This is a genomic window from Microlunatus panaciterrae, assembly GCF_016907535.1.
GTDB lineage: Bacteria > Actinomycetota > Actinomycetes > Propionibacteriales > Propionibacteriaceae > Microlunatus > Microlunatus panaciterrae.
The window spans coordinates 3658823-3683143 of sequence record NZ_JAFBCF010000001.1 but is presented as its reverse complement, the minus strand read 5'-3'; the positions used below and the strand labels follow the sequence as shown (position 1 = coordinate 3683143).

Annotated in this window: 26 protein-coding genes and 1 tRNA gene; 9 read left to right on the top strand and 18 right to left on the bottom strand. The window is 67.7% G+C overall.

All coding sequences use genetic code 11. The features are described from left to right. Positions 1 to 834, top strand: a complete 834-nt coding sequence (locus JOE57_RS16805) for an undecaprenyl-diphosphate phosphatase (RefSeq protein WP_204919738.1) — start codon at positions 1 to 3, stop codon at positions 832 to 834. Here JOE57_RS16805 and JOE57_RS16800 read toward each other — a convergent pair. Further along, a complete protein-coding gene (locus tag JOE57_RS16800) occupies positions 825 to 1886 on the bottom strand; it encodes an LLM class F420-dependent oxidoreductase (RefSeq protein WP_204919736.1) in 1062 nt (353 codons plus the stop codon). The two genes, JOE57_RS16805 and JOE57_RS16800, sit on opposite strands and share 10 nt — an antisense overlap. A 55-nt stretch (positions 1887 to 1941) precedes the next feature. Between JOE57_RS16800 and JOE57_RS16795 the strand changes: the two genes are divergently transcribed. Further along, a complete protein-coding gene (locus tag JOE57_RS16795; protein WP_204919735.1) occupies positions 1942 to 2907 on the top strand; it encodes an aldo/keto reductase in 966 nt (321 codons plus the stop codon). 37 nt (positions 2908 to 2944) lie between these two features. On the opposite strand, the gene JOE57_RS16790 is transcribed toward JOE57_RS16795, so the two are convergent. From JOE57_RS16790 to JOE57_RS16780, 3 genes are read right to left on the bottom strand one after another with little or no spacing between them, the layout of a single operon-like run. Then, positions 2945 to 3157, bottom strand: a complete 213-nt coding sequence (locus JOE57_RS16790; RefSeq protein ID WP_204919734.1) for a DUF6980 family protein — start codon at positions 3155 to 3157, stop codon at positions 2945 to 2947. A gap of 19 nt (positions 3158 to 3176) precedes the next feature. Further along, positions 3177 to 3389 carry a DUF5703 family protein gene (locus tag JOE57_RS16785; protein ID WP_204919733.1) on the bottom strand — a complete coding sequence of 71 codons (213 nt, stop codon included), beginning with the start codon at positions 3387 to 3389 and terminating at the stop codon, positions 3177 to 3179. Positions 3390 to 3412: 23 nt separating this feature from the next. Next, positions 3413 to 4732, bottom strand: a complete 1320-nt coding sequence (locus JOE57_RS16780) for a M20/M25/M40 family metallo-hydrolase (RefSeq protein WP_204919732.1) — start codon at positions 4730 to 4732, stop codon at positions 3413 to 3415. A 117-nt stretch (positions 4733 to 4849) separates the two neighbouring features. Here JOE57_RS16780 and JOE57_RS16775 point away from each other — a divergent pair. Further along, positions 4850 to 4935: transfer RNA gene (locus tag JOE57_RS16775), tRNA-Leu, on the top strand. A 185-nt stretch (positions 4936 to 5120) separates the two neighbouring features. On the opposite strand, the gene JOE57_RS16770 is transcribed toward JOE57_RS16775, so the two are convergent. After that, a complete protein-coding gene (locus JOE57_RS16770; RefSeq protein ID WP_204919731.1) occupies positions 5121 to 5684 on the bottom strand; it encodes an ester cyclase in 564 nt (187 codons plus the stop codon). A gap of 52 nt (positions 5685 to 5736) precedes the next feature. Here JOE57_RS16770 and JOE57_RS16765 point away from each other — a divergent pair, with 52 nt between their 5' ends. Next, a complete protein-coding gene (locus tag JOE57_RS16765; RefSeq protein ID WP_204919730.1) occupies positions 5737 to 6375 on the top strand; it encodes a TetR family transcriptional regulator in 639 nt (212 codons plus the stop codon). Between the two features lie 222 nt (positions 6376 to 6597). Here JOE57_RS16765 and JOE57_RS16760 read toward each other — a convergent pair whose 3' ends face one another. After that, on the bottom strand, positions 6598 to 7317 hold the full coding sequence (locus tag JOE57_RS16760; RefSeq protein WP_204919729.1) for a helix-turn-helix transcriptional regulator: 720 nt from the start codon (positions 7315 to 7317) through the stop codon (positions 6598 to 6600). 127 nt (positions 7318 to 7444) lie between these two features. Between JOE57_RS16760 and JOE57_RS16755 the strand changes: the two genes are divergently transcribed. Both JOE57_RS16755 and JOE57_RS16750 read left to right on the top strand, forming a co-directional pair. Continuing rightward, on the top strand, positions 7445 to 8044 hold the full coding sequence (locus JOE57_RS16755) for a DUF2231 domain-containing protein (protein WP_338041358.1): 600 nt from the start codon (positions 7445 to 7447) through the stop codon (positions 8042 to 8044). A gap of 1 nt (position 8045) precedes the next feature. Further along, entirely contained in the window at positions 8046 to 8510 is a 465-nt protein-coding gene (locus tag JOE57_RS16750; RefSeq protein ID WP_204919728.1) for a hypothetical protein, read from the top strand. A 23-nt stretch (positions 8511 to 8533) separates the two neighbouring features. Here the strand turns inward: JOE57_RS16750 and JOE57_RS16745 are convergent, their stop codons facing one another. Then, positions 8534 to 8905 (bottom strand): DUF5997 family protein, encoded by a 372-nt coding sequence (locus JOE57_RS16745; RefSeq protein ID WP_204919727.1) that lies wholly within the window; start codon positions 8903 to 8905, stop codon positions 8534 to 8536. Between the two features lie 44 nt (positions 8906 to 8949). On the opposite strand from JOE57_RS16745, the gene JOE57_RS16740 reads away from it, so the two are divergent. Beyond that, complete coding sequence (locus JOE57_RS16740) at positions 8950 to 9723, top strand: LysR substrate-binding domain-containing protein (RefSeq protein WP_338041357.1); 774 nt, start codon at positions 8950 to 8952, stop codon at positions 9721 to 9723. A gap of 728 nt (positions 9724 to 10451) precedes the next feature. Here the strand turns inward: JOE57_RS16740 and JOE57_RS16735 are convergent. Then, on the bottom strand, positions 10452 to 11465 hold the full coding sequence (locus tag JOE57_RS16735) for a glycoside hydrolase family protein (protein ID WP_204919725.1): 1014 nt from the start codon (positions 11463 to 11465) through the stop codon (positions 10452 to 10454). Between JOE57_RS16735 and JOE57_RS16730 the strand changes: the two genes are divergently transcribed. Next, positions 11464 to 12447 (top strand): magnesium transporter CorA family protein, encoded by a 984-nt coding sequence (locus JOE57_RS16730; protein ID WP_204919724.1) that lies wholly within the window; start codon positions 11464 to 11466, stop codon positions 12445 to 12447. The two genes, JOE57_RS16735 and JOE57_RS16730, sit on opposite strands and share 2 nt — an antisense overlap. Positions 12448 to 12496: 49 nt before the next feature. Here the strand turns inward: JOE57_RS16730 and JOE57_RS16725 are convergent, their stop codons facing one another. Continuing rightward, on the bottom strand, positions 12497 to 14458 hold the full coding sequence (locus JOE57_RS16725) for a sulfatase-like hydrolase/transferase (RefSeq protein ID WP_204919723.1): 1962 nt from the start codon (positions 14456 to 14458) through the stop codon (positions 12497 to 12499). 246 nt (positions 14459 to 14704) lie between these two features. Here JOE57_RS16725 and JOE57_RS16720 point away from each other — a divergent pair, with 246 nt between their 5' ends. Beyond that, complete coding sequence (locus JOE57_RS16720) at positions 14705 to 17251, top strand: alpha-L-rhamnosidase (protein WP_204919722.1); 2547 nt, start codon at positions 14705 to 14707, stop codon at positions 17249 to 17251. Positions 17252 to 17286: 35 nt separating this feature from the next. On the opposite strand, the gene JOE57_RS16715 is transcribed toward JOE57_RS16720, so the two are convergent. The 9 genes from JOE57_RS16715 to JOE57_RS16675 all read right to left on the bottom strand — a co-directional run bounded on the left by JOE57_RS16715 (position 17287) and on the right by JOE57_RS16675 (position 24293). After that, positions 17287 to 17976 carry a GAF and ANTAR domain-containing protein gene (locus JOE57_RS16715; protein ID WP_204919721.1) on the bottom strand — a complete coding sequence of 230 codons (690 nt, stop codon included), beginning with the start codon at positions 17974 to 17976 and terminating at the stop codon, positions 17287 to 17289. 85 nt (positions 17977 to 18061) lie between these two features. Next, positions 18062 to 18613: a hemerythrin domain-containing protein gene (locus tag JOE57_RS16710; protein ID WP_204919720.1), complete on the bottom strand. Its 552-nt coding sequence runs from the start codon at positions 18611 to 18613 to the stop codon at positions 18062 to 18064. 88 nt (positions 18614 to 18701) lie between these two features. Beyond that, on the bottom strand, positions 18702 to 19583 hold the full coding sequence (locus JOE57_RS16705; RefSeq protein WP_338041356.1) for an SDR family oxidoreductase: 882 nt from the start codon (positions 19581 to 19583) through the stop codon (positions 18702 to 18704). A gap of 74 nt (positions 19584 to 19657) precedes the next feature. Further along, positions 19658 to 20851 (bottom strand): alcohol dehydrogenase catalytic domain-containing protein, encoded by a 1194-nt coding sequence (locus tag JOE57_RS19255; RefSeq protein ID WP_204919719.1) that lies wholly within the window; start codon positions 20849 to 20851, stop codon positions 19658 to 19660. Positions 20852 to 20992: 141 nt separating this feature from the next. Next, positions 20993 to 21991: a non-homologous end joining protein Ku gene (ku, locus tag JOE57_RS16695; RefSeq protein ID WP_204919718.1), complete on the bottom strand. Its 999-nt coding sequence runs from the start codon at positions 21989 to 21991 to the stop codon at positions 20993 to 20995. Between the two features lie 69 nt (positions 21992 to 22060). Then, positions 22061 to 22570: a DUF6328 family protein gene (locus JOE57_RS16690; RefSeq protein ID WP_204919717.1), complete on the bottom strand. Its 510-nt coding sequence runs from the start codon at positions 22568 to 22570 to the stop codon at positions 22061 to 22063. Between the two features lie 60 nt (positions 22571 to 22630). After that, positions 22631 to 23158 carry a methylated-DNA--[protein]-cysteine S-methyltransferase gene (locus JOE57_RS16685; RefSeq protein WP_338041355.1) on the bottom strand — a complete coding sequence of 176 codons (528 nt, stop codon included), beginning with the start codon at positions 23156 to 23158 and terminating at the stop codon, positions 22631 to 22633. Continuing rightward, positions 23155 to 23814: a methylated-DNA--[protein]-cysteine S-methyltransferase gene (locus tag JOE57_RS16680; protein WP_239578979.1), complete on the bottom strand. Its 660-nt coding sequence runs from the start codon at positions 23812 to 23814 to the stop codon at positions 23155 to 23157. Before JOE57_RS16680 ends, JOE57_RS16685 begins: the two co-directional genes overlap by 4 nt. After that, positions 23811 to 24293, bottom strand: a complete 483-nt coding sequence (locus tag JOE57_RS16675) for an RNA polymerase sigma factor (RefSeq protein WP_204919716.1) — start codon at positions 24291 to 24293, stop codon at positions 23811 to 23813. Before JOE57_RS16675 ends, JOE57_RS16680 begins: the two co-directional genes overlap by 4 nt. Positions 24294 to 24321: the final 28 nt, after the last annotated feature.

The following is a 24321-nucleotide window of genomic DNA, read 5'->3' as shown; positions in this document are numbered from 1 at the left end:
ATGGGTTGGTTCGAGGCACTTGTGCTGGGCATCGTGCAGGGGCTGACGGAGTTCCTCCCCATCTCCTCCAGCGCGCACATCTCGATCGTCGGGCAGTTCTTCGGTGGCAAGGATCCCGGCGCCGCCTTCACGGCGATCACCCAGATCGGCACCGAGACGGCTGTGGTCATCTACTTCCGCAAGGACATCGGGCGGATCATCGGCGCCTGGTTCAAGGCTCTGATCGGTAAGGCCCCCAAGGACGATCCCGATGTCCGGATGGGCTGGCTGGTGATCATCGGCTCGATCCCGATCGTCGTACTCGGCCTGCTGTTCCAGGACGCCATCGACCACGCGCTGCGCAACCTGTGGATCACCGCAGCCATGATGGCCGGCTTCGGTCTGGTGATCGGTGTCGTGGACCACTTCGCCCGGAACACCCGACCGCTGGTCTCCCTCAGCTGGAAGCACGGCATCCTGTTCGGGCTGGCCCAGTCCCTGGCGCTCGTCCCCGGCGTCTCACGCTCGGGTGCGACCATCACCGCCGGTCTGGCGATGGGCTACAAGCGGGAGGCCGCCGCCCGCTACTCGTTCCTGCTGGCCATTCCCGCGGTGCTCGGGTCCGGGTTCTTCAAGCTCTTCGACATCTCCAGCGACCCGGTGCCGCCGGCCTGGGGTCCGATCGCGCTGGCCACCGTGGTCGCGTTCGCCATCGGCTATGTCGTCATCGCCTGGCTGCTGCGCTACGTCAGCACCCACAGCTTCATGCCGTTCGTGGTCTATCGCGTCGGCCTGGCTGTGCTGGTGGTCGTACTGCTGCTGACCGGCGTACTGGAGCCGCTGCCTCAGGGCTGACCCTGACCCAGACCGGCCAGGTCGTAGGCCTCGCGGACGGTGTCGAGCGCCGCCAGCTTGTCGCCCAGGGTGGCGCCGTACGGTGCGACTGAGCAGACGGTGACTCCCGACTCGGCCAGGGTGCGCAGGCCGGCGCTGATCCGACGGCGGTCACCGAGCAACGAGGTCCTGTCGATGAACTCGAACGGGACGGCCGCCATCGCATCACGATGGCGGCGCGCGAGGAAGAGGTCCTGCACCTCCGCGGCGGCGTCGGCATAGCCCATCCGGACGGCCAGCCTGTTGTAGAAGTTCTTGTCCCTGCTGCCCATCCCGCCGAGGTACAGCGCGGCGTAGCCCCGGACCGGGTCGGCACAGCGCTGCACGTCGTCACCCACCACCAGCGGCAGGGTCGGCACCACATCGAAGCCCTCGAGGCTCCTGCCCACCTTGGCCCGGCCGGCAGCGACATGGCTGAGCTGCTCGCCGGCGAAGTCCGGGGCATAGAACACGGCCAGCCACCCGTCCGTCAGCTCACCGGCCAGCTGGAGGTTCTTCGGCCCGACGGCCGCCAGATGAAGCGGAATGTCATCGCCGTACGGGGCGATGGTCAGCTTGAGCGGCTTGCCGGCGCCGTCCGGCAGCGGCAGCTGGTAGTGCTCGCCCTGGTAGGTGACCGTCTGTCGGGCCAGCGCGGCCCGGACGATGTCGATGTACTCGCGGGTCCGGCCGAGCGGCTTGTCGAACCGTACGCCGTGCCAACCCTCCGACACCTGCGGACCGGATACGCCCAGACCGAGCACGAACCGGCCGCGGGTCAGCACGTCGAGGCTGGCAGCGGTCATCGCCGTCATCGCCGGAGTGCGGGCGGGAATCTGCATCACTGCAGCGCCGACCTTGATTCTGCTGGTCTGCGCGGCGAGCCAGGCCAGCACAGTGGGACTGTCGGATCCGTAGGCCTCGGCGGCCCAGACAACCTCGAAGCCCAGCTCCTCCGCCCTGCGGGTCAGCTGCAGCTGTCCCTGCGGGTCGTCCGAGCCGACCAGGTAGCCGAGGTTCAGTCCGAGACGCATGGCTCCACCGTAGTCGTTCAGTGCCCGGCCAGAGGCAGACGTTAGGGTCTTCTGCATGGAGACCAGGCGGGTCGGTACGAGTGGGTTGGCCGTGTCACGGCTCGGCCTGGGCACGATGACGTGGGGACGCGACACCGCGGCCCAGGAGGCCCGCGCACTGCTGGAATCCTTCTGCGAGGCGGGCGGCACCCTGCTGGACACCGCGGCCGCCTACGGCGCAGGCGACGCGGAACGGCTGATCGGCCGGCTGGTCGCCGAGGTGTCAAGGCGAGAGGACATGGTGATCGCCACCAAGGCGGGCTTCGTCATCCGCAACGGGAAAAGGATCGTGGACACGTCGCGGCGGGCCCTGCTCCGTGACCTCGCCGGCTCGCTGCGGCGGCTGAACACCGACTACATCGACCTGTGGCAGATCCACGCCTGGGGCGACGCACCGTTGGAGGAGTCGCTGGCGGCGATGGATCATGCGGTCGCACAGGGCATGGTGCGCTATGCCGGGATCTCCAACTTCGTCGGCTGGCAGACGGCTCAGGCCGCCACCTGGCAACGCGCCTTCCCAGGCCGGACGCCGGTCGTCAGCGCCCAGGTGGAGTACTCGCTGCTGGCGCGGCGGGCCGAGGTCGAGGTGCTGCCGGCAGTGGAGGCCTTCGGGCTCGGGTTCTTCCCGTGGTCACCGCTGGGTCGCGGGGTGCTGACCGGCCAGTACCGCAGGGGCACGCCCCGCGGGTCGCGCGGCTCGAGTGATCATTTCGCCTGGTTCGTCGAGCCCTACCTTCAGACCCGTTCCCGCGCTGTGGTGGAAGCCGTCGCCAAGGCGGCCGACGGACTGGACCTGACCCCGCTCGAGGTGGCGCTGCTCTGGGTCCGCGACGCTCCGCTGGTGACCGCACCGCTGCTGGGCGCCCGCACCGCCGGCCAGTTGAAGGCGTGCCTGGACACCGAAGCCAAGAGCCTGCCGACCGAGATCGCGACCGCGCTGGACGACGTCTCCGGTGGCCCGATGGTGGCCAGGACCGGTTGATCCTGCACGATCACACCGTCAGGGTGCTACCGCACCATCACACCGGCAAGGTGCTGCCGCACCAGGGACAGAACCGGATCGAGATCACTCCGGTGCCGCCGTCATGGATGATCAGCCCGTACTCACGAAACCGAGGTGAATAGATCACCACCTGGTCGGGACAGTCGAACGGGTTGGGATGCAGCGCACACACGTGCTCGAGCCGACTGGTCATCTGGCGGCAGCAGTGCCGTACGGCAGGGTCACTCACCGACCCACACACCTGCTCATCAGATGCTCGGCATGACCTTGATGATCTTGCGGCGGATCCACACCTCGCGGGTGCCGTCGGCGTAGCGCCGTAGCCGGGTGAGCTCCCAGCCGCCGTACTCGGCGTGGTCGGTGAGCAGCTGGCGGACGGCGCGGCGGGAGACGTGGCGGCCAAGGCGCACCCGCTCAACCTCATACTCGACCGTCCTGGCCCGGGTAGCTGTCGTTCTCATCGAGCGTCAGCCTAGACGGATGCTCAAGCGACGGCGAGGAATCTGTCCAGTACGCGAGCACCGAACTCGAGAGCGTCGGTCGGCACCCGCTCGTCGACGCCGTGGAACATCCCGACGAAGTCAAGGTCGGCAGGCAGCCGCAGCGGGGCGAAGCCGAAGCAGCGGACGCCCAGCCGGTCCCAGGCCTTGGCGTCGGTGCCGCCGCTCATCAGGTAGGGGACGGCCCGCGCCGACGGGTCCTCGGCCAGCAGACAGGACTGCATCGCCTCCACCAGGGCGCCGGAGAACTGGGTCTCCACCGACGGCTGGCGGCTCACCACCTCGTATCGGACCTTGTCCCCGATCAGCTGGGAGATGGTGGCGAAGAACTCCTCCTCACCACCAGGCACGAACCGACCGTCGATGGCCGCGGTGGCGCGGCCCGGGATGACATTGTGCTTGTAGCCGGCCGACAGCATGGTCGGGTTGGCCGTGTTCGACATGGTGGCCCCAACCATCCGGGCGATGCTGCCCAGCCGGGTCAGGGTCTGCTCGGCCTCGTCGGGGTCGAGCTCGATCTCGAACGCATCCGAGACGGCCTCAAGGAAGGCGCGCTGGGCCTCGGTGATCCGGTGCGGCCAGGCGTAGCTGCCGATCCGCGCCACAGCGCCGGCCAGCTCGGTGACCGCGTTGTCGGCGTTGCGCATCGAGCCGTGCCCCGCGGTCCCGTCGGCGATCAGGTTCAGCCACGCCAGGCCCTTCTCCGCGGTCTGCACCAGGTAGAGCCGGAGGTCGTCCTTCACCGTCAGCGAGAAGCCGCCCACCTCGCCGATCGCCTCGGTGCAGTCCCGGACTGTCTCCGGGTGGTGGTCCACCAACCACTGGGCCCCCTTGGTGCTGCCGGCCTCCTCATCGGCGGTGAAGACCAGCCGGATGGGCCGCCGCGGCGCGACACCCGCCACGGCCCGGGCCCGCACCACGCTCAGCACCATGGCGTTGAAGTCCTTCATGTCCACCGCACCCCGGCCCCACACGCAGCCGTCCTTGATCTCGCCGGAGAACGGCGGCACCGCCCAGTCGTCGGCGTTGGCCGGCACCACGTCCAGGTGGCCGTGCACCAGCAGCGGAGCGACATCGGGGTCCACCCCGGCGGGCTCCCACCGGGCCACGACCGAGGTCCGCCCCGGCTCGGACTCGAACAGCTCGGAAGCGATGCCGACCTCGTCGAGCAGGGCCGCGACGTGCTCCGCCGCCGCCCGCTCCCCCGGCCCCCGCTCCGGACCGTAGTTGCTGGTGTCGATCCGGATCATGTCCCGGCAGATCTCCACTACCTCGCGGTCGGGTGCATAGGTCGCCTCGGTCATGGCTCCATCCTCGCATCCACGCCTCACCGGCCCGTGACACCCGCGCCCAGGGGCGAATCGGCATCCGGCGGATCCCTTGCTATAGTTTCCCCCGCTGTCCAGGAAACTGGTCAGCCGGTCCGGGTGGCGGAATAGGTAGACGCGCTAGCTTGAGGTGCTAGTGCCCGTATTAGGGCATGGGGGTTCAAGTCCCCCCTCGGACACACTCATTGGCCAGATGCGGCGAGAGCGAGACATCGCGAGTCGCCGGGTTGGCCTGTAACAAACCTGTTGAGCCAGTTCACGCTGCTGCCTCGTCGATGTCCAAACGCGCAGCCGATGCGCTTCCCCGGTCTTCCGTGGGTTTGGATGCGGCCCGGCGTGACCATTGTGTGCCGTAGGGCGGGCGTCATCTCCCTGAACCAGGAACGGCCAGAGAATCCGGACGGCGGACCACACGCCGCTTGGCCCGGGCCATCTTGACCAGGTACGCCGGTGTCGGCGGCATCCACCCGAGCTGTCTGGCCGTGCCCAAGTCGTCGCGGTGGGCCCAATGCTCGACGATCACACCGTCTTCGATCCGGAACCAGTGCGACTGCGTCATGGCGAAGGTCTTCCCGGTCGGCGGAAAGACGCTGTCCACCGTCCCATCGGCGCTGTATACCGCCCAAGGCGCGGTGTGCCGACCGTTCATGGTCGAGTTCACCGCCACCAGGGTGCCGTCGGCGACGGCGTGATGGATGTCGTAGTGCAGGCCGGCGAAGGCAGACCGCAACCACTGAGCAGTGGCGTAGAACCCGGCCGGGCCGGGGACCCGCGACGACGGCGGCTGAATCCGGTTCTCCTGATCGACCGCCCCCGGGGCATAGAGCGGGTCAAAATCGGCACGATCCCCTTCCGCCATCCGGTGGATGCTGGTCACCGCAACCGAGATCAGATCGGACACGGCGCCGGGAGTAGGTTGCACGACCATGATGTCCCCCTATCAGATACAGTTCGACTTTATCTAAAGTTTGGAGTGCTCAGTGAACCCTGTCAAGAGGCCGTACGACGCGAGCGGGCGGCGGGAGCAGGCCCGCGCCCGCCGCCTGGCCGTGGTGGTGGCGGCGCGCGAGCTGTTTGAGCGCGATGGGTTCCGGGCAACGACCTTGGCCGCGATCGCCGAGGCAGCCGGGGTCTCGGTGGAGAGTGTCTACAAGAACTTCGGCAACAAGGCCGCTGTAGTGAAGGCCGTGTTCGACCTGGTGATCGCCGGCGACGATGAGCAGGTGCCGATCGCCGAACGCCCGGCGATGCAGCTGATCCGAGACGAGCCCGACGTGCAACGCAAGATCGCGATGTTCGTCGACGGCCTTGTCAAACGCCTGGCACGTTCGGCCAAGGTTCAGATCCTGATCCGTGACGGGCGCCACGTCGACGACGCGCTCACCCCAGTCTGGGACACGCTCAACGAGGAAGGCTTGACCGGGATGACGATGCTGGGACACCACCTGCTCGACACCGGGCAGCTACGCGAAGGTATCGAACTCGACGAGGTCCGTGATCTGCTCTGGAACTATCTCGCCATCGACCACTACGAGCGGCTGGTCCTGTCCCAGGGCTGGACGCACGAGCGGTACCGGCAATGGCTGACCCGCGCCATGACGACCGCTGTCTGTCCGTGACGACTGCGACCAGCGGGCCAGGCGACGGTACTTGAACTTGTCCGGCCACGTCTCAGGTCAGACAGGATGGCGGTGACGAAATCGAGCGACCAGGCCGACGATCACCAGATCTCTCCCCAACGTCTGCCTCGTGACCACAGCACGTGCCCTCTACGTCTACCAGCTGCGCGCCATCGAGGGTCCATCCACGTTCCGGTGACCGGACGGCTCGAAGGGTGCCGCTCAGCCCACCGGCGTTCGCCCGACCCTGACGCAACATCCTGCCGACTCTGAGGCAGACCCCGACTCTGGGGAGGTCGCCTGCAGCGAGGTCGCCTGCAGGCCCTCGATCAAGCCCGCCAGATAGGCCCGGTTGATCCCGCACACGAGCTCGGGCTCCTGTGTCGCGTGAGGGTCGAACGGGCAGTTGCGGAGTCGCAGGTCGCCCTCGACGTCCCGGAACGGCTGGTATCCGAGGTGGTCCAAGACCCGCCGCACGATGCCGAGGCCACGCTCGGGGCTCATCCGACCGCCCCGGTGGGACCTCCGCTCGGCCTCACCCGCGGCGCTGCCCAGCTCACGGGCCAGCCGCAGGGCAGCCTCGGACACGGACTCCTCCGGTCGGTGTCGGGACACCGCCGTCACCAGGATCTCCGACAACAGGTCGGGCCGACGGGAGGGGATGGACACCTCGATGGTGGCGTCAGCAACCTGGTACACGTGGGGCCGCCGTCCGACCCGCTGCTCGCCACTGGTCCGGACCACGAGCAGCCCGACCGCGGCCAGCTTGTCCAGATGGAAGGCCGCGAGCTTGCGTGAGATGCCGACGGCGACGGCGGCCTGCTCACGCGTCAGTCCCTGGTGCGAGCGTCGCACCTGCTCGAACAGTGCCCGCCGGAGGTCGTCGGCAAGGGCCGCGACAGCGGTCACCGATGCCGGATCCAGCGGCTCCGAGACCTCCATGAACAGCATGATATCGACCACCTCCGTTAGCAGAACCCCTGCTGCATACTGCTGCTCAGCGGCTCCTTGACAGCCGTTGATCGTAAGAGAAACATGTTTTGGAGAAACACCTGTGCAGCATCTGATCGTGAAGGGGGCGATCGTGGCAGGGATCGACGACCGGGCGAAGACGCCCATCTCGCCCGTGCTGGCGGGACCGTACGGTCATCCCTTCCATCCCATCCTGGTGACAGTGCCGATCGGTGCCTGGGTCGCGAGCCTGGTCTTCGACATCGTGTCGCGGCTGGCCGCCGCACCGGCCGCGTTCACCCTCGGTGCGCGCTGGTTGATCGCGATCGGAGTGCTCGGGGCACTTGCCGCCGCCGGCGTCGGCTTCCTGGACTTCTACGCCATTCCCACCAGGACCCCGGTACACCGGACGGCGCTGCTGCACCTGTCTGTGAACCTGACCCTCACCCTCGCGTATGCGCTGAACTTCTTCTGGCGCGGCCAGGGCGACCCGACTCGGACCCCACTCGGCCCGCTGCTGCTGTCCGTCATCAGTCTGGCCGGGCTGGGCGTCTCCGGCTACCTGGGCGGCAAGCTGGCGTACCACTACGGCGTCCGCGTCGCCGCCGAGTCGGTGCAGGCGGAGGGGTTCACCGGGCCAGCTGAGCATGGGGCGACTTCCCCGCCTCAGACCACCGGTCCAGACCAGAGGGCCAGAACGCAGCAAGGAGGAGACTGACATGGCCATCGCGGCGCTCATCACCTGGATCATCACGGCAGGGTTCGGGTTCTACATGCTCGGAACGTGGCTCCGCGGAGGCGGCGCCCGCGGCGGCGGGCCCTCCGCCCGCAGCCACTTCCGGCCACCGGTGGTGTTCGGGCACTTCGGGCTGGCGGCAGCCGGGCTCGTCGTCTGGATCGTCTACCTGGTCACCGACAGCAGCCTGCTGGCCTGGATCGCCTTCGTGGACCTCCTGGTGGTGGTCACGCTCGGCGACGTACTCGTCCTGCGCTGGACGAAGGATCGCCGGACGGCCGGCGCCGCTCCCGTCGCAGCAAATGCCCCCGCCGCAACCTCGACCGGGGCCGCAACGACGCTGGTCGAACAGCAGATCCCTCGGACCATCGTCATCGTGCACGGGGTGTTCGCCGTGACCACGGTTGTGCTCGTGCTGCTCGCCGCACTCGGTGTCGGCGGCAGCTGACGGGTCGGCGCGGACAGATGGCGTCAGTCGTTGGTCCGCGCCTTCAGCCGCGCGTTCTCGGCTCGTACCTCGGCCTGGATCGCCCGTTCCGCCAGCAGCCACTCCGGCTTCGCCGCCAGCAGTTCCTGGATCTCGGCCGTCGTCATCGCCCTCGACATGCCGGCGCGGACCAGACCCGAGGTGGAAACCCCGAGCTTGCGAGCGACCTCCTGTCGCGGATGCGGACCGTGCAGGCGGAGGTCCACCAGCCACTGCGGCGGGTCGTTCTGCAGGGCGTTCAGCTCCTCCCGGGTGACCGGTCCACTACGGAACTCCTCCGGTGTCGCGGGCAGGAAGATGCCCAGCTTCTTGGCTGCAGTCTCCGGCTTCATGGTCTGCGGGGCGGCTCCACTCATGGCCTCAGCGTAGACGCTGTAGTTGCCCTGCGAGGATGGCAGGCGTGACCGAGCCATGGGACGCAGCGGCAGGCCCGCTGCGGGTCGCCTTCGTGCCTGGGGTAATGCCGGACAAGTGGGCGGCCACCTGGCGCCGGCGGGTTCCCGAGGTGGAGCTCGTACTCCTTCCCAGCGCCGATGAGGATCAGCTCGCAGTGCTCCGAGATGGCCGGGCCGACGTCTGCTTCCTTCGACTCCCGGTCGACCGGGAGGGACTGAACGTCATTCCGCTCTATCGTGAGGTCGCGGTCGTGGTCGTTCCGAAGGACCACGTGGTGGCCGCCTTCGATGAGGTCTCGGTGGCCGACCTCGCCGACGAACATCTGCTGCAGGACCCGGACAACGTGCCCGAATGGCGCGACCTGGCCGTCGAGGTCCGGGACCGGACCCGCTTTCCGGTACCTGCGATGACGACCGGCGAGACGTTCGCAAGCATCGCCGCCGGCGCCGGCATCGCGATAGTGCCGATGTCCATAGCACGCCTCCACCACCGCAAGGAGCTCACCTACCGACCGGTTACGGGCGTGGCGGGGTCCCAGATCGGTCTGGCCTGGTTGCGCGAAGCCCCGAACGCCCCGGACGACAGGATCGACTACTTCATCGGCATCGTCCGTGGCCGCACCGAACGCAGCTCGCGGACCGTGTCCGCCCCGCCGAAGGAGGCGGCCGGCCGCGCCGTCTCCACCGACGGCCCGGCATCGAAGGCCAGCGGCAACGCCCGACACCGACCGCGACCAGGTGGATCGCGGTCGAGGTCCTCCCGGCGGGGTCGGCACTGAGACCCCTTGGTGGAGCTCTTTGACAGGCTCAGGCCGCGTGATCGGACCGGACACCAGCTGCACGCCGGAACGCGCATATCGGCGCGTCACCGCTGAGCGGCGATGTCCCTGAGCGTGGAGCTCGATCGGGCCCTGCACTGACGTGCCGATTCGTACGTTGCACTCCAGGCTCGCGCCCCCTGCCGGACCCTGATCCTGTCGAAAAGCCTTCCGGTACGGGCTCGCCGCGAACGGCGGGCCTTCGATGCCTCACGTGAGCGAGAGTTCATGGGCCCCCATCGAAAACTCGACAGAACGCGAGTTCTGGCAGGCCCAGGGCGGCGATCCCGGTGGAAAACTCGACAGAACGCGACTTCTGCCGGACAGGAGCGCGGCCGGGATCGAAAGCTCGTCAGAACGCGACTTCTGGCGAGGTCAGCCGCGATCTGGCGCGAAAAGTCGCGTCCTGACGACTTTTCGGAGCCCCCAGCCGCAATCCGCCTTCGAGAAGTCGCGTCCTGACGACTTTTCGCAGCCCCCGGCCGCAATCCGCCTTCGAAAAGTCGCGTCCTGACGACTTTTCGCAGCCCCCAGCCGCAATCCGCCTTCGAAAAGTCGCGTCCTGACGACTTTTCGGACCCCCCAGCCGCGATCTGGCGCGAATAGTCGCGTTCTGATGACTTTTCGAAGGCCGAGCGCGCGTCCCCCGCAGCACGGCCTCTTCCGCGAACGCGCGGAGCGCGATTGGCTCAGCCGGCAGAAAGGGCCGGCGCATCCACCTGGTCGCGGTCACAGACGAGTCGGCCGTCCACGACCCGGAGCTCGGCCGCCTGGATCGAAGAGCGACGGCTGCGGATCGTCGGGTGCTCCTGCCCGGTGCGGTCAGGATGGGTGAAATAGAAGATCCAGGCCCGGTCGGCACAGACCACCACGTCGGCATGCAGGCCTGGGCCGACATCGTCGAGCCGGAGATGCTGCTCGCCGATCTCACCACCGAGGACCAGGCCGGCCTCCTGCCAGTGCGTCAGGTCGTCGGAGCGATGGGCCAGCTGACCCCTCCAGGTGTCGACCAGCAACCAGTGGCAGCCACCGAAGAAGAACACGTTGGGACCCTCGTGGCCACCTGGAGTACGCAGCACCTCACCGGCGACGGTCCAGCTGTAGAGGTCGTCGCTGTCGGCGGCCCAGGTCGACGACCCGGTGGTTTCGTCCTTGAACCACATCCGGAAGCCGCCCTCCGGTCGCCGGACGACGCAGGCGTCGATCACCCGGTCGGAGCTCAACGGCAGCGGACCCTGGTGCGTCCAGCCGATCAGGTCGGGGCTGGTGTAGTGATGGATCCGCATCCGCGGCGGCGGACCCTGCACCGGGATGCCGCGGATGTAGCTGACGAACATGTGGAAGGTGCCGTCGTGCTCGATGATCTCCGGAGCCCAATAGGTGCCACGACCCCACTCGAAGGCGAGCCCTTCGACCGTGCCGCGGTACTGCCAGGTCTCACCGCCGTCATCGGATGAGGCGACCCCCAGATCACTGCCGAACAGCCAGGTGAGCCCGGTCTCGATGGTGATCGTGGTACGCCGGTTGGTGTAGATCATCCACCAGGCCCGCTCGTGGGGGTTGTAGATCACCGTCGGGTCGGCTGCACCGTCGAAGATCGGGTCACGGAACAGTGGCGCTGCTGCAGGCTTCATCTCGTCCTCGGGCTGGGATCTGCGGTGATCATCCACCCTATCGGCGAAGTCGTGCCACGCTGTGAACATGAACGTGTTCCTCGTGCAGCCTGCGGAGGTGAGCGAGAAGAATCCGCACGAGGTGGAGACTCTGCTGCAGCGCGATGACGCCTTCGTCTGGGTCGACATCCCCGAGTGGGACGACGAAGCGGAGAGGCTGCTGGTGTCGACCTTCGGCTGCCACCCACTGGTGATCACCAGCTGCAAGGAGCGGAACTTCGTTCCGACGGTGCACAGCTATGAGGCGCACACGTTCGTCATCCTGCATGTTCCGCTGGCCGGGGAGGCCGGCCACGTGCACTCCCTCGAGCTGGACCAGATCATCAGCGGCCGCTATCTGATCACCGTCCATGGGCCCCGCAACCCGGCCGTGCCGCTCGAGGAGTCGACCGCCGAGACCCGTGGCGTGCTGAACCGGATGGAGCAGGGACGCTTCCGGCCGCGGTCGCCGTACGAGCTCTCGTACGCCATCGGCTCAGCCATCGCCCGGCGTCAGAGCAGGACCGTACGGATGGTGGCCAACCGACTACCCCAGCTGGAGCAGCAGGTGTTGGGCTCAGACTTCCGTCGACCGGAGGACCTGCTCGAGCAGCTGTTCCTGCTTCGCCACGAGCTGCTGATCGCCCGGACGATGGCTGCGCAGGCACACGACATGTATGTCCGGATCGACTCGTTGGAGCGCTTCATCGCCGAGGCCGACCGGCCCTTCGCCCGAGACCTCAGCGTGCAGTTCGACCGGGTCCGCAGCGTCGCCGACGGCGAGAGCCAGTTTCTGTTCGGCGTCATCGACCTGTACCAGACCAGGGTGACCACCAAGATGACCGTGGCGATGGAGCGGCTGGCGGTCATCGCAGCGATCACGCTGCCGGTGACAGCCCTCGCCTCCGTCTACGGCATGAACGTGATCGTCAACACCCGCACCCACGTCGTCCAGCTGGTCGCGGTCCTCGCGGTCATGCTGGTCATCTCCGGGCTGTTGCTGCGGTGGACCAAGAAGCAGGGCTGGTGGTGACCACTGGAACCGGCCGGGCAACGGCCGGCGGTGCTGACGGGCCGGAGGGCTACTTCGATCCCCGCTGCAGGGCGTAGGTCGCCTTCACCTTCGCCTGCCAGCGGAGCAGCTCGGTCCGGATCTGGTTGATCTCGGCCTTGTTCTGCTCGCCGATGATGTTGTGGGTCTCGTTCGGGTCTGCGGCCAGGTCGAAGAACTCGTCCGGTCGGTTGCCGAAGTGGTAGATGAACTTCTTGCTGCCCTTGATGTAGGCCAGGCAGCGATCCTCGTGGAAGCAGCTCACCATCAGCGGCCGGTTGGTCGGCTTGTCCAGCATCGAGGTGGTCCGGTAGTGGCCCCCGCTGATGTCGTAGCCCAGCAGGTCGGCCACGGTCGGCAGGATCGCCAGGTTCTGCACCGGTGTCTCGATCGTCTTCCCGCCCTTGAACCGGGTCGGGTCGTGGATCAGCAACGGGATCTTGATGCCTTCGTTGTAGATGGTGTCGTCGTGCTGCTTGCGACCGTGCTCACCGAACCCCTCACCATGATCAGCCATGACGACGAAGATGGTGTTGTCGTAGAGCCCCATCTTCTTGTACTGGTTGATCACCTGTTTGACGAACCTGTCCTGGTAGCGGACCGTGTTCAGGTAGTTGTTCAGCACCGGGTCGTCGGACAGGTGCTGGGCCGGGAAGTCGGCCGGGACGCGATAGTTGTGGTGGCTGGTGACCGTGAGGTAGGTCATCAGAAAGGGTCGGTTCTTGTGCTTCAGGGCCCAGTCCCGGCTTGGCTTCAGCATGATGTCGTCTTCGTACCCGAAGTAGTTGGCGTGGTTGTACCCGGCCTTCGACAGATCCTCCAGCGGGTAGAACTCGTCGTAGCCGAAGTTGTGCACCAGCATCCGGCGCCGCTCGAACTTCTCGGTCGCGGACTGGAAGAAGACGCTCTTGTAGCCCTGCTCCTTCAACAGCGTGGGCAGGCACTTCGCCGCCAGACCGTTCGGCTCCGCCTCGGTGTTCTCGCTGTCGAAGGGCGGCTCCACACCGCAGTTGCCGGCGGTGATGGACTTGGAGGTGTGCGGCAGGACCGCGTAGGCGTTCTGCGCCACCAGGCTGTTCTTGGCCAGCTCGCTCAGATACGGGGTGGTGGCGAGCGACGGGTCGGAGAGCGAGGTCGACTTGAACCGCTCGGACTCCATGAAGATCATCACGACATTGCGCTTCTTGGTCTGCGCCGTCTTCACCAGCCGGGTCTGGTCCGGGATGTCGGCCCGCGTCGGCGGGACGTACCCGCCCGGAGGTCGCTGCCAGGCGGCCTGCACGGAGTTGACCGCCATGTTCACGACACTGTTGCGGCTGAAGGCACTGGCACCGTTGAAGCTGGGCAGCGCTGACAGCAGCACGAGAGCCATCGCCGACCCCGTCACAAGGGCGACCGAGGCGAAGTGGGTGAGCGGCCTCCGGCGCCGGCCCTTCGGCAGCACCGGCAACCATTGCCCCTGGACGATCCGCGTGATCAGGGCCGGTCCGAACAGGCCGTAGCCGATCGTGCCGAACAGGAGCGCCCAGTGGATCGGGCCCATCTCCACCGCGATCGCGCCCCGGATCTGGTTGAAGGTCGTGAAGAACTCGACCACGGTGTCGGTCTCCAGCAGGGATCCGGTCTTCATGTAGTAGAAGTGCCCGGCGGCGGTGAGCAGCAGCAGCAGGATCACCGAGACGTGCAGCACCAGCAGCAGCAGCGCCCGCAACCACACCCGCCGTGCCAGCGCAAAGGCGCCGACCCACAGCACCAGCAGCGCGGCGTTGAAGAAGACGTCGGAGCGAATCTCGTCGACAAAACCCAACGGACCCGGGGCACTGCTCTGGGCTCTGATCCGGATGACCTTGAAGACGAGATCGAGGGCGAACAGCGGCAGCAGCAGGCTCAGCAGGTAGGTCCAGTGGGCCGTCGGGAGCAGTCGGCCGATCTGCCTCAGGCGCGCAGCGACCGTGGTCTTGGGTGGCTTGGCGGCCTCGGAGTTGGCAGACATCAGTCTGGAGTTTACCAAGAGTTCGGTCAATCGTCGTACGAGCGCACGCCACGGCCAACCGTGCCCGGCCCGGAGTCCCACCTCCAGCACACCCGGACAGCACCGTGCGGTGGACGGCTCCTTGACATGAGGCAAACGCCTTCCCTAGCGTTTCCAGACATCGCGACTCGGGCATTCTCCGCGATTGTCAACTGAACGGTTCCCCAGCTCAGAGAGTTCTCGATGAACAGCCCTTCAGTACGGTCCATGCGCGTCGACCACCAGGCCAGGCCATTGGCCGTCACCTCGTCAGCCCCGCGATTCAGCTGGGTCCATCACAGCGACTTCTCTCCGCAGCACAGCTATCGGCTGCGGGTGTGGCAGCAGCCCGGCGCCACAGGTGAGCCGATCTGGGACAGCGGCGACGTCGTCCGCTCCGACGGGCTGGGAGCCGACTACGCCGGTCCCCGACTGACGACCGGGACGCGGTTCTTCTGGCAGGTCTCCGTCACCGACGGCGCCGGCCGAGTGGCGGACTCGGTGGTCGAGTGGTTCGAGACGGCGCCGGACTTCGGTGCCGTCGGGCGTTGGATCGCCGGGCCAGCAACGACGGGCGACAGCGCGGAACCGGTGCTGTCCAAGACCTTCACTGTGGTCGGCGAGGTCGCCTCGGCCCGGCTCTACGCCTGCGGGCTTGGCCTCCACCGGTTGCGGCTGAACGGGCAGCCGGTCAACGACCACCGGCTCTCACCACCGTTCACGCACTTCGACAAGCGGGTGCTGTATGTGCCCACCGATGTGACCTCGCTGCTGAACCCGGGCGAGACCACGCTGGAGATCGCGCTGGGACGCGGCTTCTATGCCCTGCCCACGCCCAACGTCTGGCACTGGCACCAGCCGCCGTGGAAGGACGACCTGCGCGCGATCGCCGAGCTGCACCTGGTCTACGCCGACGGCAGCACGGAGATCCTCGGGACGGACGAGACCTGGTCCTGCCGCTCGGGCGGCACCACCTTCGACTGCCTCTACGCTGGTGAGTCGTTCGACGCACAGGCGTCGGGGGACCCGCAGCCGGTCCGGGTCGTGTCCGGACCCGACGGAATCCTCCAGCCGCAGCGTCACGAACCGGTGCGGGTGACCTGGAGCGGCACGCCAACCTGGACGCAGGTGGGTGACTCCTGGGTCGCGGACTTCGGCCGCACCATGGCGGGCTGGGCCTCACTGCGGACCGACCAGCCGGCCGGCCGGCCCATCAGCCTGACCTACGCCGAAGTGCTTGAGAGCGACGGCACGGTGCGGCCGGTCAACCAGCACATCGACGGCGACCGCTTCCAACGGGACGAGTACATCGGCGACGGAGCGCCGGACCAGCGCTGGGAGCCCAGCTTCACCTACAAGGGGTTCCGCTACGTCCAGCTCGACGGGCTGGCCGAGCCTCCCCGTGAGGACACCCTGACCGCCCACCTGGCCCACAACGACGTGGACCAGGTCGGCTTCTTCAGCTGCAGCGAGCCTCTGTTCGAGCGGTTCGAGCGGGCAATGGCGCGCACCGTGCTGAACAATCTGCATCACATCCCCACCGACACCCCCGTCTACGAGAAGAACGGCTGGACCGGCGACGCCCAGCTCGGCACCGAGACGATGTTGTACCAGTTCGGCATGCGCGGCCTGTTCGCCAAGTGGCTGGACGACCTGGCCGACAGCCAGCGCGCTGACGGGTCGCTGCCGGTGATCTCGCCCACCGCGGGCTGGGGCTACACCGACCTAGGTCCGTCGCCGGAGTGGACGACGGTCTATCCCTTCGTGCTGCGTCAGCTGTACCGCTGGTACGGCGACGAACAGCTGGTGCACCGGCACTGGAAGCCGCTGAAGGCCTACCTCGGCTGGGAGCTCGGCAAGCTGGTCGACGGTGTCGCTGTATCCGAACTGGGTGACTACCTGCAGCCCGGCACCCACGGCAACGGGCCGGACGACTCCGGCGTGACCGCCACCGCCTTCCTGATCCGGGCCCTCCGCCACGCGGCAGAGCTGGCCCAGGTGGTGGACGACGCCGTCGCCGGCGAGCATTTCCGGCAGCAGGAGCGGCTGCTCACCGCCGCTCTCAATGCGACCTACCTCCATCCCGACGGCAGCCAGTATGTGGTCGGCGACCACTACAGCCAGACCTCCAACGCCGTCCCGTTGGTGTTCGGCCTGGTCCCGACCGAGCAGGTCCAGACGGTGGCCGACCGCCTCGCCGACGACGTCCGTGCCCGCGGCAACCGGCACAACGTCGGCTGCATCGGCGCCAACACGCTGCTGAAGGCGTTGAGCGACAACGGCCACGCCGATGTTGCGCTCGCTGTCGCCCGACAGACCGAATACCCGAGCTGGGGGTTCTGGTTCGAGCACGGTGCCGACACCATGTGGGAGATGTGGGAGACCACGGCGCGGTCTCGCAACCACTACTTCCACGGGACCGTGGCCCAGTGGTTGATCGAGGACGTTGCCGGGCTGCGCGCACCCGAGCAGGGCTGGCGCACCTTCGAGGTGTCCCCCAGGGTCATCGGTGATCTCGATCGGGCCGGGCATCGGATCGAGACGGTCCGCGGCACGGTGGCGTCGGGCTGGACCAGGAACGGCTCGGACCTCACCCTGGAGATTCAGGTGCCGTCGGGTGCCACGGCCACGGTCTCCGTCCCAGGATCGGGCATCCAGCTCAGCGGGGGCCCGAGTTCGCAGCGCACGCCGGTCCTGGACCAGCTGGAGCGGGGCTTCTCCTCGTTCGTCGTGGGGACCGGCCGGTGGTCATTCAGCTCCAGGCTGGCCGACTGACCAGCATGGCGCGTTGACCGGGTCCCACGGTGGGCTCAGCCGGTGCGCTGCTCCGGGAGGCGGCGGGTCTCGATCACCTGTTCAGCAACAGTACGCAGCTTGACGTTGCTGTCCTGGGAATGCCGGCGCAGCACGGCGAACGCACGATCGGCGTCAATGCCATACCGTTCCATCAAGATGCCCTGGGCCTGGCCGATCAGGTGTTTCGCGCCGATCGCGGCCCGCAGCCCGGCATCCTCCTGCGCCGCCATCAGGGCCAGCGACGCATGCTGGCCGAAGATCTCGGCGACGTCGACGTCATCCGGGTCGAAGGCGTCAACCGACTGCGAGAACAGGTTCAGGGCACCGATGGTGGTCTGCTTCGTGAACAGCCGGACGCCCAGGATGCAGCGCCAGCCGAGCTCGGCCACGCCGGCCGCCCACCGTGGCCACCGCTCGTCCGCGCGGGTGTCCCGAACGAGGAAAGTGTCGTGGCTCCAGATGGCCTGCAGGCACGGGCCCTCACCGCACGCGGACTGCAGCGCCTCCGCTCTGCGCACGACCTCATCGCTGGCGGCGGCCGTCTGCACCACCTGGCCGGGACGGATCAGCAGCACACCGGCGCCGTCCGCCGCCGTCGCCTGCACGGCATTCTGGACCACGGTGTCGAGGGTCTGAGCCACGTCCGGCTGGCTGACCATGTCGATCGTCATCTCTGCCAGGCTGGATGCCAGCTGCACGTCCATCAGACCTCCCCAACGACGCTCCGTCGCGGCACATCATGGCAGATTTCGCCGCGGGACGGGGTGCGATGGTCAAGGTCGACCGATGTCAGTCCTCGCGCAGGGACTTCCTGGCCTCGTCCTTCGTCATCGACGCGGCTCCGCTGATGTCGGCGTTCTGCGCCTTGCGCACCAGCTCGTCCCGCGTCGCCTCACCCGGCTTGTCGCCCAGATGCTCGGCCCGGACTGTGCTGAACGCCACCGCCAGCTCCTTTCGGCGCTCGTCGGACAGCCTCTCGCGCAGGCCCGGCAGCACCGTCTGCTCCTCCTCGCCGACATGGTGGGCCACCGCGCCGACGAAGTCACGCAGGACGTCATCGAACTCGGCGGCCTCCGGGTCGAGGGCGGTCAACCGCTCCAGCAGCTGCTCGGCCTCCTCGTGCTCGTGCTGGCTGTGGGCCACCTCGTCGGTCTCCCCGGCCTCCCGCGCGGCCGGATAGACCTCCGACTCCTCGGCGCGGCTGTGCGCGACGAGCAGCGAGGCCACCTCGGGCAGAAGGAGGCTGCGACGCTCCGGCTGGCTCATCAACAGCTGGAAGAGCCGCTCAAGCTCGCGATGGTCCGCCTCGATCAGGTCGACGACATCAGCGGGGTCGGTCATGGTCCTGCCTTCCTCTGCACACGGTCGTTGCATGTCGCACCTGAGATACCCCGCGCCGGGCGGGACCAAACTCCGGCTCCGCCGTGCCCTACAGGCCCTTGCCGCCGGTGACCGGCAGAACCGCACCGGACACGTACGAGGCGTCGTCCGAGGCGAGGTAGACGTATGCTGGCGCGAGCTCGGCCGGCTGCCCGGCCCGCCCGAGCGGGGTGTCCTGGCCGAACGACCCGAGCGTCTCGGGCCAGGAGGTCGCCGGGATCAGGGGGGTCCAGATTGGTCCGGGGGCGACCGCGTTGACCCGGATCCCCCGCTCCCCCAGCTGCTGCGCCAGCGCCTTGGTGAACGCCACCTGGGCTGCCTTGGTCATCGCGTAGTCGATCAGCGCCGGGGACGGGTCGAAGGCCTGGATGGACGACGTCGTGATGATGGACGCCCCCGGCTTCAGGTGCGGGATCGCCGCCCGCGCCGTCCACATCAGCGCATACAGGTTCGTCTTGAACACCCGGTCGAACTCCTCGGTCGGCAGGTTCTCCAGACCATCCCGGTTCTCCTGGTAGGCGGCGTTCAGCACAAGCACATCCAGACCCCCGAAGGTCTCGACCGTCCGGTTCACCAGGTCAGCGCAGTACTGCTCATCGCGGGCGTCACCGGGCAGCAACAGCGCCTCCCGGCCCGCCTTCTGGATCCAGCCTGCGGTGTCCCTCCCGTCCTCCTCTTCCTCCGGCAGATAGGACAGTGCGACGTCGGCACCCTCTCGCGCGAAGGCGATCGCCACCGCACGCCCGATCCCGGAGTCACCGCCGGTGATCAACGCCTTACGGTCCTGGAGCTTTCCCGACCCGGCGTACGTCTCCTCACCGTGATCGGGGCGCGGCTCGGTGGCTCCGGTCAGGCCGGGCTGTTCCTGTTGCTGCTCAGGGAACCCTTCGGTCCGGTACCTGTTGGCGTCGAGCTCAGACTTGTCGGTCACACCCGGTCCTTTCATGATCATGTTCACGGCACCGCGTGGTGCGTGCATACGCCCTGTACCCAGCCTCCGACCGTTCACACGGCGGCTGGTCGGCCCGGCTCGAGGATCACCTTGATACAGCGGTCACGTTTCTGCTGGAACATCCAGTACGCCTCCGACGCGGACTCCAGCGGCAACCGGTGGGTGACCAGATCCATCACGCCCAACGGGTCGTCGGCGTTCAGCATAGGCATGATCTCGTCCACCCATTGCCGAACGTTGGCCTGGCCGAACCGCATCGTCAGCTGCTTGTCGAAGAGCTGCAACATCGGCAGTGGGTCGAACGGACCGGCGTACACCCCCGCCACCGAGACGGTGCCGCCACGTCGGACAGCATCGATGGACTGGTGCAGCGCGGCAACCCGATCCCGGCTCGACTCGACCACCTCGGCGGACGCCCCGCCGGCCCCGGCGGACCGATGCAGCAGCACCGCCGGCGGTGCACCGTGTGCCTCCATCCCGACGGCGTCGATGACTGCGTCCGGGCCTTCTCCACCGGTCAGTTCACGCAGTGCCTCGGTCACATCGCTCACCTTGCGGGTGTCGATGACATGGATGCCGTGCCGGCGCGCCATCGCCAGCCGCTCGGGCACCCGGTCGATGCCGAAGACCTGATCGGCCCCCAGCTGCCAGGCGATCCGGGTGCACAGCTGGCCGACGGGGCCGAGCCCCCAGACGGCGACCGAACCGCAGGGAGGCACCTCGGCGTAGATGACCGCCTGCCAGGCCGTCGGCAGGATGTCGGAGAGAAACAGGTACCGCTGGTCGGGCTCATTGTCGTGCGGCAGCACGACCGGGCCGAACTGCGCCTGCGGCACCCGCAGATACTCCGCCTGCGCCCCTGGGACCTGGCCGTAGAGGGCCGAGTAGCCGAACTGCGCGGCGCCAGTGCCCTGGCCTCGTACCCGGGTGGTGGAACACTGCGAGGTGAGCCCGGTGCGGCAGTAGCCGCAGTCACCGCAGGCGATGTTGAACGGCACCACCACCCGGTCGCCCACGCTCAGCCTGGTGACCTCCGGCCCCAGCTCCTCGACGATCCCGATGGCCTCATGGCCGAGGATGTCGCCCCGGCACATGTAGCGCCCCATCGGCCCGGCCAAGTGCAGGTCGGAGCCGCAGATGCCGCTCGAAGTCACCGAGATGATGGCGTCGGTCGGCTGCTCGATGCGTGGGTCGGGAACCGTCTCGACCCGGACGTCATTGACGTCCTGCCAGGTCACGGCCCGCACAGGTCAGCCTCCACAGTCGACCGTCCAGCCAGTCCTCGACGTTTGGCCCATGGCTGATCGATACCCCGGTGCGGTAACTGACAAACATCGTCCGCCGCCCAGCCAGCAGCGCTTTCCGCTCCGAGCCAGGCAACAGGAGGCTCAGCTGGCCCGTTTGCTGCGCTTGCTCGGAGCCGTCTTGTGACTCGACTCGCCCGATCTGCCCGACTTGGATGATCCAGACTGTGCTGAGCCCGACCTGGTGGACCCTGACCTGGTGGTGCCGGACGTGCTCGCGCCTTTCCGGCCGGCCTTGGCGGTACTGCTGGCCGCCTTCTTCGCCGCCTTCTTCGCTGGCTTCTTCCCTCCTCCCCTGCTGGTGCGGCTGTTCTCGACACTCCGACGCAGCGCCTCCATCAGGTCAACCACCTCACCGCCCTCCTCCTCGCCGTTCCGGCCGAAGGTGGCCTCGGTGTCCAGCGCGGCACCCTGCTCGAGCTTGGCCTCGACCAGCCGGTGCAGCTGGTCCTGATACTCGTCGGTGAACTTCTCCGGAGTGAACTCGCCGCTCAGGGTCTGCACCAGGCTGGCCGCCATCTCACGCTCCTTGCTCGAGACGCTGGTGTTCTCGTCGAGTTCTGGGAACTCGGCCTCGCGCACCTCGTCGTCCCACAGCAGCCCCTGCAGCAGCAGGACCTTTCCCCGTACCCGGAGCGCGCCCAGCCGGGTCCTGCGCCGCAGCGTGAACTGCACGACCGCCGTCTGGTCGGTGTCCGACAGGGTGCGGCGCAGCAGAGCGTACGCCTTGACCGCCTTGGCGTCAGGGACCAGGAAGTAGCTGCGCGCGAACATGATCGGGTCGATCTGGGAGCTCGGCACGAACTCCAGCACCTCGATCTCGCGGCTCCGTTCCTCCGGTAGGACGCTCAGGTCGTCCTCGGTCAGCACGACGGTCTGATCTCCATGTTCGTACGCCTTGTCGATGTGGTCATAGTCCACCTGCCGACCACAGACCTCACATCGACGCTGGTAGCGGATCCGGCCGCCGTCCTTGTCGTGCACCTGGTGCAGCTCGAGATCATGGTCCTCGGTGGCGCTGTAGACCCGGACCGGAACGTTGACCAGACCGAACGCGATCGAACCCTTCCAGATGGAACGCATAAACCCTCCCTTGCAGTTCAGTGCAGTTCAGTGCAGTTCGGCGCTTGTGTGGAACGCACGCGACCGGCCTCACCCGACAGCGCGACCCTTGCGGCGGAACGCGGCCGGCAGTACGGCGATGCCGATGACGACGAGCGCCATGAACCCACCCGCAAGCAGCCCAGCGGTCAGGTTGAGGGCGACGTCGAAGATCAGTAGCGAGGTCCCCGTCAGAACCAGGCCGACCCCGGCCAACGCACAGCGCAGGATGACGTGTCCGGTCTGCACGATGTCGTCCTTGACGTGCTCGCGGAACAGCGATCGATGCAGGCTGACGGGGGCGAGGGCGAGCGCTGTGGTGAGGCCGGCGGTGATGACCAGAACCAGGTAGACGGTGAGCTGGAAGTCGTCCATCTCCTTGAACTTCGGCTGGAAGGCGATGGCGAGGAGGAAGCCGCTCAGGATCTGCGTACCGGTCTGGGTGACTCTGAGCTCCTGCAGAATCTCGTTCCAGTTTCGGTCCATCCGCTCGGACTCGGTCTCGTCCCGACCGTCCTGCGGGTCCGCGTCCCGGTCCTCTGCCTGTTTCGGTTCGCTCACTGTCACCTTCCCTCTGACCTGATGCTCGGCGCCTTTCACCTCTCACTGCGCGGCACGGCATCACCCTATCCACCCGGCAGCGGGGAGGTACCCTCCGACACCTGGTCGTAGCCGGCCGCCTGCCCCTTCCATGATCAACAACTGGCGCTTGCGGACGACTCCCCCGGCGTATCCGACGAGTGAGCCACCGCTCCCGACCAGACGATGACAGGGGATGATGATCGACAGCGGATTGCGTCCGTTCGCTGCTCCGACGGCCCTGGCCAATGCGGCACTGCCCAGCTCCAGTGCCAGCTCGGTATAGGTCCGGGTCTGCCCGTAGGGGATCTGTGCCAGCAGCCGCCAGACCCGTCGCTGGAAGGCGCTCCCGACGGGGGCGGTCGGCACCGTGAACTGTCGCCGCCGACCGCCGAGATACTCCGCGAGCTCCTGCACCACCCGGTCGAACCCCTCCACTGTCGCCGGACCGAGCTGGGCACGGCCCGGCATCCGGATGTGCTGCTCGTAGTAGACCCCGGTCAGCACCCCGTCGGTGTTCAGCAGGGTGAGCGGGCCAAGAGGTGACTCGATGACCCGATGCGTGTTCACCGCACGGACTCGAGCCGCAGCAGGATCTGCTTGGCCTCCGAGCCGCCGACGTAGCGACCGGTCTCTCCGCTGGATCGGATGACCCGGTGGCAGGGGACGACCACCGGCACCGGGTTGGTCGCGCAGGCGCTGCCGACGGCACGAACCGCCCGTGGATGTCCGGTCAGCTCCGCTACCGCGGCATAGCTGGCCGTCGTCCCGTAGTCGATCTGCCTCAACCTCGCCAGCACGTCTCGGCGGAACCCCGACGCCAGCCGAAGATCCAGCGGCAGGTCGAACGTACGGCGGCTGCCCGAGAAGTACTGCTCGAGTTGGCGGGCCACCGGATCCAGCCGCCCAGGAGCGTTGAGGATGCGCGGACTGATCCGCTCGGCGAGCGAGGTGAGGACCTTGTCGTGGTCCTCGACCGCATACGCCACCCGGACGAGACCCTCCCCGGTGGCCGCCAGCAGCAGCGGCCCGACGGGGGTGTCGACGGTCCGGTACGCGACGTCGAGCAGACCTGACACCTGGGCCTCGACAGCGAGCCGCTCGTGCAACCGACCCAGGGTCACCGCGTCGGTCTGGTGCAGGCTCGCGAGCCAGGCCGTGTCGAGAGTGTCCTCGGCGCCCTCGGCCAGCAGTCCACGGTGCTCCATTGGCTCGGGTGTGTTCATGTCTGTGCTCCTTGGCGAAAGTTTCTGCGCAGGTTGTGGATGCCGTCGGCGGCGGCGCGGCGTGCCGCGGTCTCGCTGTTGCCGAGGATCCTGGCCACCTCGGCATAGGGAAGCCCGGCCAGGTGGTGGTAGGCGACGGCGGCGCGCTGCTTGTCCGGCAGCCTCCGCAGGGCCTGCCAGAGGTCGTCGGGGAGGCCGACCTCCGGAGGGTCGTCGGCCGGCTCGTACAGCTCTGCCAGCCGCTCGACCGGCACCGGCGCCCGCTTGCGGAGTCGATGCTGGTCGATGGCCTTGCGATGCGCGATGGTGACCAACCACGCCTCGATGTTGCTGGTGGCGGGCAGCTCCGGGTAGGCGCGCATCGCTGCCAGGAAGGTCTCCGACCAGGCGTCCTCGGCCTCCACCGGACCGAGCATGGCCCGACAGACTCGGAACACGGTGGCCCCATAGTCGGTGACGATCTGTTCGAACGGTCTCATGCTCACAACAGGTAGACGACGGTCATGG

What these genes read in the sequence shown, in the direction of transcription:
- JOE57_RS16805 (WP_204919738.1), top strand. Translation starts at nt 1, where the DNA reads ATGGGTTGGTTCGAGGCACTTGTGCTGGGCATCGTGCAGGGGCTGACG.
- JOE57_RS16800 (WP_204919736.1), bottom strand. Translation starts at nt 1,886, where the DNA reads ATGCGTCTCGGACTGAACCTCGGCTACCTGGTCGGCTCGGACGACCCG.
- JOE57_RS16795 (WP_204919735.1), top strand. Translation starts at nt 1,942, where the DNA reads ATGGAGACCAGGCGGGTCGGTACGAGTGGGTTGGCCGTGTCACGGCTC.
- JOE57_RS16785 (WP_204919733.1), bottom strand. Translation starts at nt 3,389, where the DNA reads ATGAGAACGACAGCTACCCGGGCCAGGACGGTCGAGTATGAGGTTGAG.
- JOE57_RS16780 (WP_204919732.1), bottom strand. Translation starts at nt 4,732, where the DNA reads ATGACCGAGGCGACCTATGCACCCGACCGCGAGGTAGTGGAGATCTGC.
- JOE57_RS16770 (WP_204919731.1), bottom strand. Translation starts at nt 5,684, where the DNA reads ATGGTCGTGCAACCTACTCCCGGCGCCGTGTCCGATCTGATCTCGGTT.
- JOE57_RS16760 (WP_204919729.1), bottom strand. Translation starts at nt 7,317, where the DNA reads ATGGAGGTCTCGGAGCCGCTGGATCCGGCATCGGTGACCGCTGTCGCG.
- JOE57_RS16750 (WP_204919728.1), top strand. Translation starts at nt 8,046, where the DNA reads ATGGCCATCGCGGCGCTCATCACCTGGATCATCACGGCAGGGTTCGGG.
- JOE57_RS16745 (WP_204919727.1), bottom strand. Translation starts at nt 8,905, where the DNA reads ATGAGTGGAGCCGCCCCGCAGACCATGAAGCCGGAGACTGCAGCCAAG.
- JOE57_RS16730 (WP_204919724.1), top strand. Translation starts at nt 11,464, where the DNA reads ATGAACGTGTTCCTCGTGCAGCCTGCGGAGGTGAGCGAGAAGAATCCG.
- JOE57_RS16735 (WP_204919725.1), bottom strand. Translation starts at nt 11,465, where the DNA reads ATGTTCACAGCGTGGCACGACTTCGCCGATAGGGTGGATGATCACCGC.
- JOE57_RS16725 (WP_204919723.1), bottom strand. Translation starts at nt 14,458, where the DNA reads ATGTCTGCCAACTCCGAGGCCGCCAAGCCACCCAAGACCACGGTCGCT.
- JOE57_RS16720 (WP_204919722.1), top strand. Translation starts at nt 14,705, where the DNA reads ATGCGCGTCGACCACCAGGCCAGGCCATTGGCCGTCACCTCGTCAGCC.
- JOE57_RS16715 (WP_204919721.1), bottom strand. Translation starts at nt 17,976, where the DNA reads ATGGACGTGCAGCTGGCATCCAGCCTGGCAGAGATGACGATCGACATG.
- JOE57_RS16710 (WP_204919720.1), bottom strand. Translation starts at nt 18,613, where the DNA reads ATGACCGACCCCGCTGATGTCGTCGACCTGATCGAGGCGGACCATCGC.
- ku (WP_204919718.1), bottom strand. Translation starts at nt 21,991, where the DNA reads ATGCGTTCCATCTGGAAGGGTTCGATCGCGTTCGGTCTGGTCAACGTT.
- JOE57_RS16680 (WP_239578979.1), bottom strand. Translation starts at nt 23,814, where the DNA reads ATGAACACACCCGAGCCAATGGAGCACCGTGGACTGCTGGCCGAGGGC.
- JOE57_RS16675 (WP_204919716.1), bottom strand. Translation starts at nt 24,293, where the DNA reads ATGAGACCGTTCGAACAGATCGTCACCGACTATGGGGCCACCGTGTTC.